Annotated in this window: 16 protein-coding genes and 1 other annotated feature; of the genes, 11 read left to right on the forward strand and 5 right to left on the reverse strand. The window is 34.5% G+C overall.

The features are described from left to right. Positions 1–53: 53 nt before the first annotated feature. The 4 genes from AB1279_RS10835 to AB1279_RS10850 all read left to right on the forward strand — a co-directional run bounded on the left by AB1279_RS10835 (position 54) and on the right by AB1279_RS10850 (position 3,185). Positions 54–920 (forward strand): PhzF family phenazine biosynthesis protein, encoded by an 867-nt coding sequence (locus AB1279_RS10835; protein WP_429758731.1) that lies wholly within the window; start codon positions 54–56, stop codon positions 918–920. 83 nt (positions 921–1,003) lie between these two features. Then, positions 1,004–1,744 carry a WecB/TagA/CpsF family glycosyltransferase gene (locus AB1279_RS10840; protein WP_429758732.1) on the forward strand — a complete coding sequence of 247 codons (741 nt, stop codon included), beginning with the start codon at positions 1,004–1,006 and terminating at the stop codon, positions 1,742–1,744. A gap of 28 nt (positions 1,745–1,772) precedes the next feature. After that, entirely contained in the window at positions 1,773–2,021 is a 249-nt protein-coding gene (locus AB1279_RS10845) for a hypothetical protein (RefSeq protein WP_429758733.1), read from the forward strand. Positions 2,022–2,297: 276 nt separating this feature from the next. Next, a complete protein-coding gene (locus AB1279_RS10850) occupies positions 2,298–3,185 on the forward strand; it encodes a TraB/GumN family protein (RefSeq protein WP_429758734.1) in 888 nt (295 codons plus the stop codon). Between the two features lie 75 nt (positions 3,186–3,260). Here AB1279_RS10850 and thrS read toward each other — a convergent pair whose 3' ends face one another. Beyond that, entirely contained in the window at positions 3,261–5,183 is a 1,923-nt protein-coding gene (gene thrS, locus AB1279_RS10855; RefSeq protein WP_429761354.1) for a threonine--tRNA ligase, read from the reverse strand. Between the two features lie 320 nt (positions 5,184–5,503). Further along, positions 5,504–5,735 (reverse strand) — a binding site (T-box leader). Positions 5,736–6,009: 274 nt separating this feature from the next. On the opposite strand from thrS, the gene AB1279_RS10860 reads away from it, so the two are divergent. Genes AB1279_RS10860 through AB1279_RS10870 form a run of 3 tightly spaced genes read left to right on the forward strand, consistent with a single transcriptional unit; the run spans position 6,010 to position 8,730 of the window. Next, complete coding sequence (locus AB1279_RS10860) at positions 6,010–6,939, forward strand: AAA family ATPase (RefSeq protein ID WP_429758735.1); 930 nt, start codon at positions 6,010–6,012, stop codon at positions 6,937–6,939. Beyond that, positions 6,936–8,036 carry a DUF58 domain-containing protein gene (locus tag AB1279_RS10865; RefSeq protein ID WP_429758736.1) on the forward strand — a complete coding sequence of 367 codons (1,101 nt, stop codon included), beginning with the start codon at positions 6,936–6,938 and terminating at the stop codon, positions 8,034–8,036. The genes AB1279_RS10860 and AB1279_RS10865 overlap by 4 nt, the downstream gene beginning before the upstream one ends. Before the next feature lie 40 nt (positions 8,037–8,076). After that, complete coding sequence (locus tag AB1279_RS10870) at positions 8,077–8,730, forward strand: hypothetical protein (RefSeq protein WP_429758737.1); 654 nt, start codon at positions 8,077–8,079, stop codon at positions 8,728–8,730. Positions 8,731–8,759: 29 nt separating this feature from the next. On the opposite strand, the gene brnQ is transcribed toward AB1279_RS10870, so the two are convergent. After that, positions 8,760–10,127: a branched-chain amino acid transport system II carrier protein gene (brnQ, locus tag AB1279_RS10875; RefSeq protein WP_429758738.1), complete on the reverse strand. Its 1,368-nt coding sequence runs from the start codon at positions 10,125–10,127 to the stop codon at positions 8,760–8,762. Positions 10,128–10,599: 472 nt separating this feature from the next. On the opposite strand from brnQ, the gene AB1279_RS10880 reads away from it, so the two are divergent. Beyond that, positions 10,600–11,424: a hypothetical protein gene (locus tag AB1279_RS10880; protein ID WP_429758739.1), complete on the forward strand. Its 825-nt coding sequence runs from the start codon at positions 10,600–10,602 to the stop codon at positions 11,422–11,424. 145 nt (positions 11,425–11,569) lie between these two features. Here AB1279_RS10880 and AB1279_RS10885 read toward each other — a convergent pair whose 3' ends face one another. Further along, the gene (locus AB1279_RS10885) at positions 11,570–11,746 is read right to left on the reverse strand and encodes a DUF1272 domain-containing protein (protein WP_429758740.1); all 177 of its coding nucleotides are present in this window, start codon (positions 11,744–11,746) and stop codon (positions 11,570–11,572) included. 138 nt (positions 11,747–11,884) lie between these two features. Here AB1279_RS10885 and AB1279_RS10890 point away from each other — a divergent pair, with 138 nt between their 5' ends. Further along, positions 11,885–12,343: an Lrp/AsnC family transcriptional regulator gene (locus AB1279_RS10890; protein WP_429758741.1), complete on the forward strand. Its 459-nt coding sequence runs from the start codon at positions 11,885–11,887 to the stop codon at positions 12,341–12,343. A gap of 55 nt (positions 12,344–12,398) precedes the next feature. On the opposite strand, the gene AB1279_RS10895 is transcribed toward AB1279_RS10890, so the two are convergent. Continuing rightward, a complete protein-coding gene (locus AB1279_RS10895; RefSeq protein WP_429758742.1) occupies positions 12,399–13,331 on the reverse strand; it encodes a DMT family transporter in 933 nt (310 codons plus the stop codon). A gap of 141 nt (positions 13,332–13,472) precedes the next feature. Beyond that, positions 13,473–13,895 carry an Lrp/AsnC family transcriptional regulator gene (locus AB1279_RS10900; protein ID WP_429758743.1) on the reverse strand — a complete coding sequence of 141 codons (423 nt, stop codon included), beginning with the start codon at positions 13,893–13,895 and terminating at the stop codon, positions 13,473–13,475. 125 nt (positions 13,896–14,020) lie between these two features. Between AB1279_RS10900 and AB1279_RS10905 the strand changes: the two genes are divergently transcribed. Together AB1279_RS10905 and AB1279_RS10910 are read left to right on the forward strand one after the other, a co-directional pair. Beyond that, entirely contained in the window at positions 14,021–14,572 is a 552-nt protein-coding gene (locus tag AB1279_RS10905) for a cysteine hydrolase family protein (protein ID WP_429758744.1), read from the forward strand. 177 nt (positions 14,573–14,749) lie between these two features. Continuing rightward, entirely contained in the window at positions 14,750–15,157 is a 408-nt protein-coding gene (locus tag AB1279_RS10910) for a MerR family transcriptional regulator (RefSeq protein ID WP_429758745.1), read from the forward strand. Positions 15,158–15,258 lie beyond the last annotated feature (101 nt).

Consider the following 15,258-nt stretch of genomic DNA (forward strand, 5'->3'; position numbering starts at 1 on the left):
TATGTCACTTTCTACATCTATAACATAATAAAATGGGGAAGGGGATAAATAGATTGAAGATCAAAACATATATGTTAAATGCCTTCACTAAAGATGAAAAAGGTGGGAATCCAGCTGGGGTTGTTTTAGATACAAAGGGTCTTACAACAGAAGCTATGCAAGCTATTGCAAACAAACTAAATTTCTCTGAAACCGCCTTTGTGTTTTCTTCTGCAAATTCAGATTACGAGATTAGATACTTTACACCTAATGAAGAAGTTGCTATATGTGGACATGCTACAATTGCCGCTTTCTCCTTATTAGCTCAGATTAGAGCAATAACGAAAAGGGTATACACAATAAAAACAAAAGCAGGGATACTAAATGTACAGGTGCATAACAATAGAATGATATCTTTACAACAAAATCTCCCTGATTTTCTTAAAATACTTCCCTGTGAAGAGATTATCAAATCTTTAAATTTAGATGAAGAAAAACTAATATCTGACATGCCCATTCAAATTGTATCTACAGGCTTACGCGATATTATTATACCTGTAAGGAGACTTTCGGATCTGCTAGAGGTTACTCCTGATATGAAAAAAATTGCTGAAATAAGTAAAAAATATAATGTAACTGGTTATCATGTATTTACGCTGGAAACACTACATAATTCTACAGCTCATTGCAGAAACTTTGCACCTCTGTTTGATATTCCAGAAGAAAGCGCTACTGGTACATCAAATGCCGCACTAGCATGTTATTTAATACGGCAAAATAACAATTTTAAAAAACATAATACCTTTACCTTTGAGCAAGGGTATGTAATGGATAAACCTTCAGAGGTTGTTGTAAATGTATCTATTAACCTTGGTAATATTACAGATGTTCAAGTAGGAGGCTTTGCTTCTCATTTTCAAGAAACAAATATGTCTATTTAAATATTTGTGATAAAATATTTAAATAGTGAAAAAGTGTATTTTTTACATAATTATGGAAATATGAAGGAGAGTATATTAAAGAAATGAAACAACAGTATATAAAAGGGATACCATTTTGTAGCTTGAAATATAACGAGGTAATAAATCAATTAAAAGATTGGTTGTCAGACAAGAGAGAGAAACCTAGATTCATTGTTACTGCGAATCCTGAAATTGTGATGTCTGCTAATCAGACATCAGCTCTTAAAAATATTTTATTATCCGCAGACTTAATAACAGCTGATGGGATTGGTGTTGTAATAGGTTCTAAAATTTTAAATGGACCGTTGAAAGAACGAGTTACAGGTGCAGATTTAACTCACGATTTAATAGAGTATTGTAATCAAAATGGGTATCGTGTGTATCTTTTTGGTGCTGCACCAGAAAATAATGAAAAAGCAATAGAGAATCTACAAACTCGTTTTCCGCATGCCATTTTTCAAGGACGGCATGGCTTTGTAGATAAAGAACAAATGGAAGAAGTGAAAGCTCAAATTAAACAGTTCCAACCAAATTTGCTACTTGTAGGTTTAGGCTCTCCGAAACAAGAAATGTTCATTTATAATAATCTTCAAGAATTAAATGTTCCTTTGTCTATAGGTATAGGAGGCATGATTGATATTTTATCGGGTAATGTGAAAAGAGCGCCAAAGGTTATGAGAGATACGGGAACAGAATGGTTATATAGATTGATAACACAACCTAAGAGAATAAAACGACAGCTTGTACTTCCGAAGTTTTTGCTATCAGTTCTGGCAGAGAGGGTTAGAAACATAACGAATTAAGTTTCACTAGCGGAAAAAGGGGACACCTTTGTATAAGAAACATCATGCAAAATACAAATATGTTGAATGTTTTCTGAATGATATGCAGGAAATCGATAATCGATTAAAAAATCGGGAACGAATGATCAGTCAGATTCAACATGTAGAATCTGAAGAATTATTTAAGAAATGGATTGAAAATAGTAAAAAACCATCTGATTATCATTATGTAATTGTTGATTCTAGACAACCTTTAGACAGTTACATAAATGAAGTGATTCATTATCTTAAAAATTAAAATAAGATAAAATAAAGGGGACTCTTCATGTTTGGCTTCTCTGCGTACTTTCTCCTCGATCATATAAAATAAATCCATCATAATAATACTGAATTTTTTAAAAGTATATAAATTTTGATATGTGGTAATTGACAGGTACAAAAATAGATATAGAGAAAGAAGAAATCAATGCAAATGGATTAGTAAAGACGAGGCATTGAATATTTGCTTTGTACTTTATGTTGTAATGATAGTGTTTTTAATATATGAAACCAAGGAGAAGAGAGTGGAGACGATATGCTAAAAGGGATATGGAAGTTATTGTTTGTAATTTTTTTATCTTTCATGGTAGTAGGTTGTGCTGCTACTACGCAAAAGAAAGAGCAAGCGGCGGTAAATGTAAAGTGGCCGTTTTATAAAGTTGAAAAAAACGGAAATCATTTGTATATATTAGGCACGGTTCACATAGGAGAAAAAGGGATGTATCCATTCCCAAGTAAAATAAAAGAAGCAATGAAAAGTTCGAAATATCTTGTAACTGAGATTGATATGAATAATGTTATGAGCAGAGAAAGTCAAGAGCAATTATTGAATGCGCCTAAGTTAGGCGATAATAAGAAGTTGGATAGTTTATTATCACCAGAGGCAAAAACGCATTTAAATGAAGTTGTACAAGATTATGGTATTCCATATGAATCGTTACAAGATTATCGACCTTGGTATGTTTCTAATAGTTTGTCACTGGCCGCTTTAGAAGGAAGTGGATTTGATGCAACGCTTGGTGTTGACAATCAGCTAGTTCAACTAGGAAAAGAATTAAATTTAGAAAATAAATCACTTGAAAGTATCGCGATGCAGTTTGAATTTTTACAAAAAGCATATCCCGATGAGGATGCTGATCAGTTAATTAAAGAGCTTCCCAAAAAAGAAGCTGCAAAAGAACAATTCATAAAGTTGATGGAAGCTTATAAAAAAGGAGATGTACAGAAGGAATTCAAAAAACAAAGTAATGAAAAGATTGATGAATATTTAGTGAAAGAAAGAAATACGATGTGGGTACCGCAGCTTGAAGCGTTTATAATAAGCGGAGATGTTCATTTTGTCGCTGTTGGTGCAGGACATTTAGAAGGGGAAAATGGTGTATTAACTTTGCTGAAAAAGAAAGGTTATACAATTACAAAATAATTTATAGTGCATCATATACATGAAAACGTGAGAAAGCTGCAATGATTTTTGGGCTTTCTCACGTTTTCCTTTATGTTATAAACTTTTATGTTGAATTTCGTGTTGAATGTTTACAAGGAATTCATCAAATGGTGCAGCTGAAGATTGTTGTTCCCCGAATTTTCGGATATTTACTTCGTTACGCTCAGCTTCTTGATCGCCAACAACAAGAACATATGGAATTTTTTGAACTTGTGCTTCTCGCATTTTATAACCGAGTTTTTCATTGCGAAGATCAAGTTCTACTCGTACACCAGCATCCTTTAACTTTTCTTCTATTTCTTTTGCGTATTGTTCATGCACCTCAACTGATACAGGAATAATTTTTGCTTGTACGGGAGCTAACCATGTTGGGAATGCTCCGGCGAAATGTTCAATTAAGATTCCAAAGAATCGGTCAAGTGAACCGAATACAGCACGGTGAATGACAACAGGACGTTGTTTTTCATTTTTCTCATTAATGTAGCTTAAATTGAATTTTTCTGGCATTTGGAAGTCAAGTTGTACAGTTGCACATTGATGACTTCTGTTTAAAGCATCTTTAATGTGGAAGTCAATCTTCGGACCGTAAAATGCTCCGTCACCTTCATTAATTTTATAGCGGAAATTTAGTTGTTCTAGTACATTTTGCAGGGAACCTTCTGCCTTATTCCATAACTCGTCGTCGCCCATTGAATTTTCCGGTCTTGTAGAGAGCTCAACTTCATATTGGAAACCGAATGTACGATATACGTAATCGATTAAATCAATGACTTGTTTTATTTCATTTTCAATTTGTTCAGGTGTTACAAAAATATGGGCATCATCTTGACAGAATGTACGTACTCTGAGAAGTCCATTTAGAGCACCGCTAAATTCATGGCGATGGACTTGGCCGAATTCAGCTATTCGAACTGGTAAATCACGATAAGAGTGCAGTTTATTTTTAAACATCAGCATATGACCAGGGCAGTTCATCGGCTTTAAAGCAAATTTTCCATGATCAACTTCTGTGAAATACATGTTCTCTTTATAATGGTCCCAATGACCAGAGTTTTCCCATAGTTTTTGATTCATGATAAAAGGAGTACGGACTTCTTGATAATTACGCTTTTGTTGAATCCCTCTTAAAAAAGCTTCCATTTCATTTCGGATGATTTGTCCTTTTGGTAAATAAAATGGCATTCCTGGAGCTTCTTCAGAGAACATAAACAATTCTAATTCATTGCCTAATTTACGATGGTTACGTTTTGCAGCTTCTTCTAAAAAAATTACATACTCATCTAGTTCCTTTTTAGAAGGGAAGGCAACCCCATATATTCTTTGAAGGACTTGGTTATTACTGTCACCGCGCCAATATGCTCCTGAAACGTTTGTTAATTTAAAAGCTTTCATAAAGCCAGTAGACGGTAAATGTGGTCCGCGGCATAAGTCGAGAAATTCACCTTGTTTGTAAAGAGTTATGTTTTGATCGGCAGGAATATCTTGTAATAACTCTAGTTTTAAATGGTCACCGAGCTCTTCAAATATTTGCTTTGCTTCATCGCGGCTCACTTCGATTCGTTGAATTTCTAAATCTTCATTAATAATTTTTTGCATTTCTTGTTCAATTTGAACTAACTCTTCAACCGCAACACTATTAGGAAGATCCATATCATAATAAAATCCATTTTCAATAACAGGACCAACTCCTAAGTTGATGTGACCATGTATTCTTTTGACAGCTTGTGCTAATATATGGGCTGCAGTATGTCGCAGCACGTCTAAGCCTTCTTTTGATTCTAAAGTTAAAATCTCAATTTCTGCATCTTTCTGTATGCCTCTGCGTAAATCGAATAATTGATGATTCACTTTGCCTGCAATAGCTTTCTTTCTTAGCCCGGGGCTAATTGATTCTGCAATTGCTTCTAATGTAATTCCTTTCACGTAATCCTGTTCACGACCATTTGGAAAACGAATTTGAATCATTTTTTCACTCATCATTATCACTCCATTTTATGAATATAAAAAAACGCACTCATCCCTAAAACAGGGACGAGTGCGTTAATACCCGTGGTTCCACCCAGATTCCCATCGCGCTTTATAAAAAGTGCAGATGGCTCCATGCGCTGTAACGTAGCGTCTACGGTATTGGATACTATGTTTCCCCAATACAGCTCCAAGGTGGTAAGTTATTCTCCTGCGTTTAGGAAGATCTCAGCAATTCTTCCTTCTCTGTAAAACCGTAAGAATACCTCATGTCCTTTTCGTTGCCAATTGTTGTATGAAATTGAGAAAATAAAAAACGCACTCATCCCTAAAACAGGGACGAGTGCGTTAATACCCGTGGTTCCACCCAGATTCCCATCGTACTTTATAAAAAGTGCAGATGGCTCCATGCGCTGTAACGTAGCGTCTACGGCATTGGATACTATAATTCCCCAATACAGCTCCAAGGTGGTAAGTTATTCTCCTGCGTTAGGAAGATCTCAGCAATTCTTCCTTCTCTGTAAAACCGTAAAGAATACCTCGTGTCCTTTTCGTTGCTTTTTTATAACATTTGTATGTTGATTCATAATATACAATATTTAAATTATTTTTGCAAACCTGTTTTTAAATAAATTGTGACTTTTTTAGGGAATTTTTTGATTATACGATTGATATAAGCTGACTAAGAAGTACAACATGTATTGTTTCTATATCATATGTAAAAAGAAAACTTATTTTACAAAAAATCTCAAAAAATAAACAGTAAATATATGGATTTTGATATACTACAAATAAATATCAGAAAATATCAAAAACAGAGGGAAAGGATGAAGAGAGTATGTCAATTTTAGAAAGAATTCGGGAAAATGTCTCGCAAGTGATTGTAGGAAAAGAAGAGGTTATTGATTTAGCTATGATTGCATTGGTAGCAAACGGACATGTCTTACTAGAAGATGTCCCAGGAACAGGGAAGACGTCATTAGCGAAAAGTCTTGCAAAAAGTATAGATGGGAAGTTCCAACGTGTCCAATTTACATCAGATACATTGCCGGGCGATGTAGTAGGTTTAGAGTATTTTGATATGAAAGAATCGGATTTTAAAACGAGAATGGGGCCGATTTTCGCTAATATTGTGCTGGTCGATGAAATTAATCGTGCCGTTCCGCGTACGCAGTCTGCTTTATTAGAAGTAATGGAGGAGCGTACTGTCACAATTGCTGGAGAAACGCATGTGCTGCCGCAGCCGTTTATTGTACTTGCTACGCAAAACCCATTAGAATCTGCGGGTACTTTTCCGCTTCCGGATGCTCAGTTAGATCGCTTTCTATTAACGATTCGTCAAGGATATCCAAATCGAGTACACGAAAAAGAGATGTTACGCCGTTTCCGCCAGCAGGATCCGCTCCGCAGCTTACAAAGTGTTGTGTCTCTTGCAGACATTCTTTCTTTGCAAGAAAAAGCGAAGCAGGTCGAAATTCATGAAGAAGTGGAAGATTACTTACTTGATATTGTGGAAAAGACACGTCAACATGAACTCGTTGAAATTGGGGTAAGCCCGCGCGGCTCGTTAGCTTTCATGCGAGCAGCACAAGCTCGTGCGTTATTAAAAGGGAGAGAATTTTGTACACCTGATGATTTTTATACATTGGCAGAGCATGTTTGTTCTCACCGTTTAACACTTAGCATTGAGGGGGATATGAAAACAACGAAAGCACATGTAATGAAAGAAATTTTGGAACAAGTAGCTGTTCCAGTGGAGAACGTATGAAAGAGAAATTAACAATTAAACGTCCGTTTGTGGAAACGTATGTTGCAGTGATAGTTGCCTTTGTTACAGTACTAATGTGGTTATTTGTACAAAATTTCTTTCTGTTTGTACTTGCTTTTTTTTATTTGCTTATGGTTAGTTTTGCTCATTGGTATGTTCGCAAGGCTTCACAACTATATTGTGAAATAACGCAACAACATGAACGTCTCTTTATTGATGAGACTGGGCATTGCCGTTTACGCATTGTAAATCCAACAAAACTGCCGATTTTTGAAGTTGCCTTTCGGTTCCGCTCAGATGAACATATGAAATGGATATGGTCAGAAGGAGAATTAGAACAATCGGTTCATTCTTATCGCATTCCTTTGCAGCTGAAAAAACAGGAAACGTTAGAAATAGATTTACATGTATCAGCACAGCAAAGAGGATTACATAGCTGGCAAGAAGCAGAACTTATTTTGTCCGATCCATTTCGGTTTATTACAATTCACATACCGATAAGTAGACAACATCTTCCGTGTTTCCGTATATATCCTCGCATTGCTAAGGTAAATATTCCAGAAACAAACAGCTGGAAGCATGGATTTCGAACTGCGGCTGTATCTCCTCTTTATGATGAAACGAAAATCATTGGAGTAAAAGCATATGAACAAGAATCATTTCGTTCTATACATTGGGGAGCGACGGCAAAAACAGGTGTATTAAGTGCAAAAAAATATGAATATACGCAAGGTGATCGGTACGCAGTCTATTTAAATGTATTAGGTTCAACGGGTTATACACTGCGTCCAGATATAGAGTATTTAATTGAAGTAACAGCGGGCGTTTGCCGGCAACTAATAGCACAGGATTGTTCATTTGAGCTATGGGTGAATAGTATGTGCGAAAATGGAATTGTCCATATAACGTCTGGTAAATACCGAAAACAATTACATAAAACATTACAATTATTGTCGTCCTTAACAGATCGAGATGTTCCGCTATCCTCGTCTTATTTCTATCAAACTGGCTTCCGGCTGAAAGAAGTTGGAGCTATTCCGATTATTATTGGGAATCCACCTGAAAAACATGGGGGATGGCTACAAGTGGTGAAATAAATTAAATAAACGTATTGAAAGCAGGGAGGTTACATGACGTTTGGGAAAGAACTATATTTTTGTTCGTATTATGATTTGTCTTTGCTTACTAATCATAGCAACTGCTTTGTCGCAAGGAGCTGTGATTACGCAAGAAAAGTTTCAGCGGTTTATTCATCCGAATAAAGAGGAAAGTGTGGATTCAATCTATTTTAATGATGAACCAGAAAAAGAGATTGAAGATGACGGAACAGATGGAAAAAAAGTAAAAGTAATAAAAAAGAATCCGTTATTAAAAAAGAACAAGGGATTGGAAGGTTTATTTCAGAAAAGTACAGCTGTATATACTATAATCGGTGGACTTGTTTTAGGAAGTATTATTATCACCTATTTTGTACGTCGTAAAAAGAAAAAAATTGTAAACTCTTTGATGAAAAAGGATATAAAGGTTATAGAAAGTGAAAGAGAAAATCATGAAAATGCGGGAGAGTGTACGTTTCTTCCAGAAGAGGAAATACGAGTGGCTCTAATTGAGTGGGAGAAGACGTTGCCGCAATATGAGAAGAGGCGTCCGTTTGAAACGATTCAGCGATGGTTATCTCGTATAAAGAGAAGTGATGAAATTATATCTATTTACGAGCAGGTACGTTATGGACGAAAAATAGGTTCTAGCGAAGAAATACACCGATTGAAAAAATGGACAGAAAAAAATTAAAAGCAAAAAACATCCTAAACTTAACAAGTTTAGGATGTTTTTTTACGTGCAAGATCATGAGAAGTATCCACATTAGGATTATTCTTCACTCGTAATAAACTAATTCCATAGCCTAATAAAGCTCCGATGAGTGCTGGAACGATCCATCCTAATCCAGCATCATATAAAGGTAAGATGCGAGAGAATAAGGAATTTATTGCATCAACTTTCAAATTTGCCGCATTCAGTCCATCAAAGATACTTACAATAAAAGTGAATAGTAAACTTACTTGATATACTTCTGATCTTCCTTTAAACAATCGATGTAAAAACGTTAAGAAAATTAGCATAATCGCCAAAGGATATATCGCTGTTAATACAGGTACAGATATGGTAATCAGTTCTGTTAAGCCAAGATTAGCAATAAGAGCACTGAAAGCAGCTAAAATAACAGCAAACGTTTTATATGATATTTGTGGAAATACTTTATGGAAGTAGGATGAACATGCTGTTGTAAGTCCAACACTTGTTGTTAAACAAGCTACAGAGATCATCAATCCTAATAGTAAATTTCCTAAAGAACCGAAGTAGTAATTTGCTACTTTTGATAAAACTTCGCCGCCATTTTCTAAATGTCCTAATTTAGAAACACTAGAAGCTCCCATAAATGCAAGTGAAGTGTAAACAGCAATTAATACGACAGCTGCGATAATCGCCGCTTTTATACAAACATTTATAATCTCTTTTTTGTCACTTACACCTTTCGCTTTGATCGCATTAATAATGATAATACCAAATACGAAAGCTGCGAGAGTGTCCATTGTTAAATAGCCTTGCTGAAAGCCTTTGAAGAAAGAATTTGTTACAAATTCTTGTGTTGGTGCTTGAATATCACCAATTGGCTTTATTACTGCGGTAACAATTAAGATTCCAATAAATGTTAACTTGATTGGAGTTAAAAATTTCCCAACAACATCAACGATTTTTGTAGGGTTTAAAGAGAGTACACAAGTAATCCCGAAAAACAGAATAGTGAAAATAATTAAAGGTAAATGACCACTATTTTCTCCTACAAATGGCTTTACACCTATTTCAAAGGATACGCTTCCTGCTCTAGGTAAAGCGAAAAGAGGACCAATTGCTAAATAAAGAATAAAAGTGTATACACTCGCAAACAAAGGGTGTACACGACTTGCCATTGCTTGTAGGTCATCACTGCCTGAAACACCAAACGCTAATACACCAAGTAGTGGTACACCAACACCTGTAATTAAAAATCCTGCGGTTGCAACCCATACGTTACTTCCTGCTGTTTGTCCTAACATAGCAGGGAAAATTAAATTACCTGCTCCAAAGAAAAGGGCAAAGAGCATAAGCCCAATCACAAAAATATGTGAAGTTTGCACATTTTTTGACACGAAAAAACCTCCGAATTTAAATATTTTGAATTTTTTGTACAACAATTACAATACTAAGTCATTTTTTGTCGAATCACTAACGATAATAACAAAAATAAATTATTATGCAAGACAAAAATGAATTTTTCGTAAATTTATTTTTTCTATCATTTTTATTGTATAGAAAATTTAATCAATTACGCTTGTTAAGCGCTTTCTTTTAGTGGTTTATCATATGATATTTTATGGTAATTATTATTTTTCTATAACAAATAAAATAATAAATTAAATATTCAATAAAATTAAGAGGTTGTTTTCAGAAAATATAGAATAAAAGGCAAAAAATGTGATATTATGGATAGGAATGAGAGTTTGGAGAGGGATTTTGTTACTTAAACGTTAAGTTATTGAAATATAGAAGTTTAATTTCACGTATTGTTCATAATATTTTGGATTAATTTGTATTCAATGTAATGAGAAAGGAAGAAATAGTATGCAGCATTATGTTTGTACAACGTGTGGTGTCCAGTATCCACTTTATAAAGAACCGCCTGTAAACTGTATAATTTGTAATGAAGAACGCCAATATGTAAATCCAATGGGACAATCATGGACAACTTTAGAAAACTTACAGCAAAGTAAGACATATAACAATGAGATTTTAAAGGAAGAAGAACATTTACATAGTATTACAACGAAACCTGGATTTGGAATTGGTCAAACTGCTTATTTAGTTCAAACAGATAAGTTTAATTTGTTATGGGACTGTATCGCTTATATTGATGAGGAGACAGTAGAAAAAGTGAATGAGTTAGGAGGAATTCACGCGATTGCTTTATCGCATCCGCATTATTATTCTACTCAAGTAGAATGGGGGGAACGATTTGATGTTCCTATATACATTCATGAAGATGATAAAGAATGGGTGATGCGCTCAAGTAATCGTATTATATTCTGGTCTGGAGAATCTTTAAAACTCTCCGAGGATATTACAGTACATCGTTTAGGCGGACATTTTACTGGTGGCGCAGTTTTACATTGGGAAACTGGAGATGAAGGAAGAGGAATATTATTAACTGGGGATATTATTCAGGTTGTTGCTGATCAAAGCTGGGTAAGCTTCATGTATAGTTATCCAAATCTAATTCCATTGCCAGCAAGTAAGGTGAAAGATATGGCTGAAAGAGTAAGAAAATTAAGGTTTAATCGTTTGTATAATGCATTCCATCGAATTGTGAAGGAAAAAGCAAATGAAGCTGTTCAAAAATCAGCGAAAAGATATATTGACGCACTTGAAGGGAAATTAATACATAAATAAAAAGACTCTTTTTAGAGAGAGTGGATATAAAAATTTAGCAGAAGTCATCATTAGAAAAGATAAAGGGAATCAAATGTTGAAAAAACAAAAGTAAAAGCGCAAAGTCTTATAGATTTTGCGCTTTTACTATGTGGAAGAGAAATCTTTATTTCTTTCTTTTTGGTCTTCGTACTAATTCGCCGCCGCAATTTGGGCAGACATGATGTGTGTTCTCTGTACAAGGTGGACAAAAAGTACATTCATACACACATATGTATGCTTCTGAATCTCCTCGAAGAGCGGTGTTACAAGTTTGACAATTTACTTTCATTTCTAGTGCCACGGGGTTTCCTCCTTACATAGAGAAATAATTTTTATAATTATATGATAATATAGAATGGAGCTATTTTCCTTTCTGTTAATAATGTATTCTAAGACTTTTCTTTGTGTTTAAAACGAATTTATGAGAGGAACATTACAAATGAAAATAGATGTAATTGACGCACAAATCTTACAATGTTTAAATCAAAATTCTCGTCTTTCCATTCGTGAACTATCTAAAAAAGTTAATTTGTCTGCGCCTTCCGTGGCTGAAAGAGTACGGAAGTTAGAGGACGAGGGGATTATTGAAGGATATACGACAAAAATTAATTATGATAAGTTAGGTTTTAATATTCATGCTGTATTAGAAGTGAAAACAAAAAATGGACAGTGTGAAAGGTTTAGAGCATACATGAAAGCTTATCCGAGAGCTGTTTTTTGTTATCGCGTAGCAGGGCCTGCTAACTATATAGCGAAAATTTCTGTTCGAAGCTTTCAAGAAGTAGAAGCGTTTATCGATGATATTTCAAAATTTTCTGAAACTGTTACACATGTTATTTTTTCAGAGGTAGGAATAGGTAATAATGTGTTAGATTATTATAGTCCAGATGAGATGTAACGAATAAAATAAACTATGAAAAAAACAAGGATGGCATTTACCACCCTTGTTTTCTTTATTTATCATTGGTATATAGAATTGTATATTTATTATGTGAAGATGTCTTTCTTTTATCAATTGTAACGATAAGAACACTCACTACAATAAGCGCAGCTCCAATGAAGAATGTAGTTTTTAACTCTTCATCTAGTAGTAACCATCCAAGAAATGATCCAACAAGGGGCTGAAAGAAGAAAAAGAGTGAGCCAATTCCTGCATCCATTAATTCCATACCTTTATTCCAAAGAAAAAATGCACCGGCAGTTGAAATGATACCGAGGTATAAAATCCCTATGATTATAAATGTGTTAAGACTTTGTATGCTGTTAGATTGTAATTCCCATACCATGCAAGGTGTAATAAACAAAAGCGCAAAAAATATCGCATACGTTGTAATGATTAAGGAAGAAAAACGTTGCGAGGCGATTTTGACGTAAATCGATAATAATGCCCACGTAATAGCAGCCCCGACTAAGATGAGTGTTCCGGTGAAATACGTTCCGATTTCTATATCCCATCCGATGACAATGACAACACCTATAGTTGCTAGGAGTACAGAAATGAACTTGCGAATGGTAATACGTTCTTTTACTATTATTCTTGCAAAAATGATCATAAAGGCTGGTGTTGCTGATGTTACTAAAGAACCCGTATGTGCATCAGACAATTTTGTTCCAATGAATTGAAATGTAATGGAGACGAAATAACCGATAAAACCAATCCAGACAAATAATAACCAATCTTTTTTCCCAATCGGAATCTTTGTTTTCTGTTTTCGCTGCGTTATTTGTAAAATCATAAACAAAATTGTAAAGGCAATAACGAAACGTAACCAAACAAGTGTAAGCGGGGGAACAAAGTCTAGTACATACTTACTTACAACATACATACCTCCCCAAATGCTTGCAGCAAGCGATAAACAAAATGCACCAATTAATGAATGTTTCATATAATACGACCTCCGTCTATTTTTAGGATTAGAGATAGATATCCTTAAGACGAAGCATTTTATGCTCGTCTTAGAGACGGATTACTGGCTGATCATTTTCGAATAAGTTGTTGTAATACATCGCTATTCTCCTTTCTATCTTTAGTAAGTTTCTTTTACTTGATGAATTGACAAGTTTAAACGATAGTTGCCAAAGATTAAAATTTCATTTAATAAATTGTGTAAATTTTCTTGGGAGTCTATTTGTACTTTAAGTAAATAACATCCTTCACCACTTATTTTATGGGCTTCTACAATTGAATCTGTATTTGTGATGAAGAAAGTGAATTTTGCGTGTTCATTTGTCTTCATGAAAACAGTAATAAAAGCTGTATACTGCACACCTAATTTTAGATGATCTACTAAAATAGTATATGCTTTTATCAACCCCTCATCTTCCATTTTTCTAATACGGTTTCCAACAGCTTGACCTGTCATATGAATATTTTTTCCAATATCCTTCCACTGCATTCGTGAATTTTTCTTTAGTAAATCAAGTATTTGTAAGTCTGTTGAATCAATCATGGTTCCAAACCCTTTCATGGTGAAATCATATGACTTTAAAGTCTTTCATGAGAATGTTATCGCGAATTCAATAAAGATCTATAATAAGATTATAACTTAATTTTCGAAATATTGGAGGACTAATAATGATGACAGGACTGGTATTAATTGATATTCAGAATGATTATTTTCCAGGTGGAAGATTTGAATTACATGAACCATTAAGGGCAGCAAGAAATGCAAAGAAAGTGTTAGACTTCTTTAGAAAAATGAATTTACCTGTATTTCATGTGCAACATATTTCAGTAAAAGAAGGGGCTACTTTTTTTCTTCCGAATACAGAAGGTGTAAAAATTCATCCTTATGTAGCGCCTCTTGACAATGAATATGTCGTGCAAAAAAATTATCCAAACAGTTTTCGGAGAACAAATTTACTAGAGTTACTTCAGCGAGAGGGCATTGAACATTTGGTGGTATGCGGAATGATGACGCATATGTGTATTGATACAACGGTTAGAGCTGCTAGTGATTTAGAGTTTGGATGCACAGTAATTGAAGATGCTTGTACGACAAAGAATCTCATATTTCGCAATGAAACGATTCAAGCCAAACATGTGCATGCGGCATTTATGGGTGCTTTAGATAATATGTTTGCGAAAGTAATAGAAACAGAAGAGTTTTTATTAAGTAGAATGTAATTGGAAAAAGAGGTTACTATACGGTGTGTATAGTAGCTTCTTTTTTTATTTTTGTTTGAGTGAAGATAAATCTTAATATTTTTATAAATTATTCCTTTTAACCATAACGTTTGACTGTACAGTTTATGTATTGTATGATGTTTTTAACATATATAGGGAGGGAAGGTCGTTGGGAAGGTGTACCGAATCGGACAGTTGGCTCACATGGCTCATGTTTCGAAACGAACGATTGATTATTATACGAATCTAGGTATTTTGAAAGCGGAGCGATCTCAATCTAATTATCGCTACTACGATGAAACAGCAATTGAAACATTACGTTTTATTGAGAGATGTAAAGAAATGCATATACCGCTTTCTGAAATTAAGGATAGGATCGAGGAGAAAAAAAAGCTGCTCGGTGTTAATGAAAACGTTTCGGAACAAGTAAATGACGTAACAGATCGTATCCACCGTTTGGAGACGGAATTAGTAGAATTAAAACCGTTATTAGATGGGTTAACAGATTCACAGCGCGAAAAACTAACGAAACATTTATCAACTCAAACGACAGCTTTAATACAATCTCTTATCTTACTTTTATAGTAGGTAGAGCTATCCACCCTTTTAATTTCTGTATAGCGTTTTATTTTCTAGATTTAGAGAGTAAAAAAAGCAATTATTCATACAGGAGGTGGACACCTTAG

Origin of the sequence: Bacillus sp. S14(2024) (assembly GCF_050473785.1) — a bacterium.
GTDB classification, from domain to species: domain Bacteria; phylum Bacillota; class Bacilli; order Bacillales; family Bacillaceae_G; genus Bacillus_A; species Bacillus_A yunxiaonensis.

Bases quoted from the DNA above. Each gene is read 5' to 3' on its own strand.
- AB1279_RS10890 (WP_429758741.1), top strand. From the start codon at position 11,885: ATGAAAATAGATGTAATTGACGCACAAATCTTACAATGTTTAAATCAA.
- AB1279_RS10900 (WP_429758743.1), bottom strand. From the start codon at position 13,895: ATGATTGATTCAACAGACTTACAAATACTTGATTTACTAAAGAAAAAT.
- AB1279_RS10865 (WP_429758736.1), top strand. From the start codon at position 6,936: ATGAAAGAGAAATTAACAATTAAACGTCCGTTTGTGGAAACGTATGTT.
- AB1279_RS10905 (WP_429758744.1), top strand. From the start codon at position 14,021: ATGATGACAGGACTGGTATTAATTGATATTCAGAATGATTATTTTCCA.
- AB1279_RS10850 (WP_429758734.1), top strand. From the start codon at position 2,298: ATGCTAAAAGGGATATGGAAGTTATTGTTTGTAATTTTTTTATCTTTC.
- thrS (WP_429761354.1), bottom strand. From the start codon at position 5,183: ATGAGTGAAAAAATGATTCAAATTCGTTTTCCAAATGGTCGTGAACAG.
- AB1279_RS10840 (WP_429758732.1), top strand. From the start codon at position 1,004: ATGAAACAACAGTATATAAAAGGGATACCATTTTGTAGCTTGAAATAT.
- AB1279_RS10860 (WP_429758735.1), top strand. From the start codon at position 6,010: ATGTCAATTTTAGAAAGAATTCGGGAAAATGTCTCGCAAGTGATTGTA.
- AB1279_RS10880 (WP_429758739.1), top strand. From the start codon at position 10,600: ATGCAGCATTATGTTTGTACAACGTGTGGTGTCCAGTATCCACTTTAT.
- AB1279_RS10895 (WP_429758742.1), bottom strand. From the start codon at position 13,331: ATGAAACATTCATTAATTGGTGCATTTTGTTTATCGCTTGCTGCAAGC.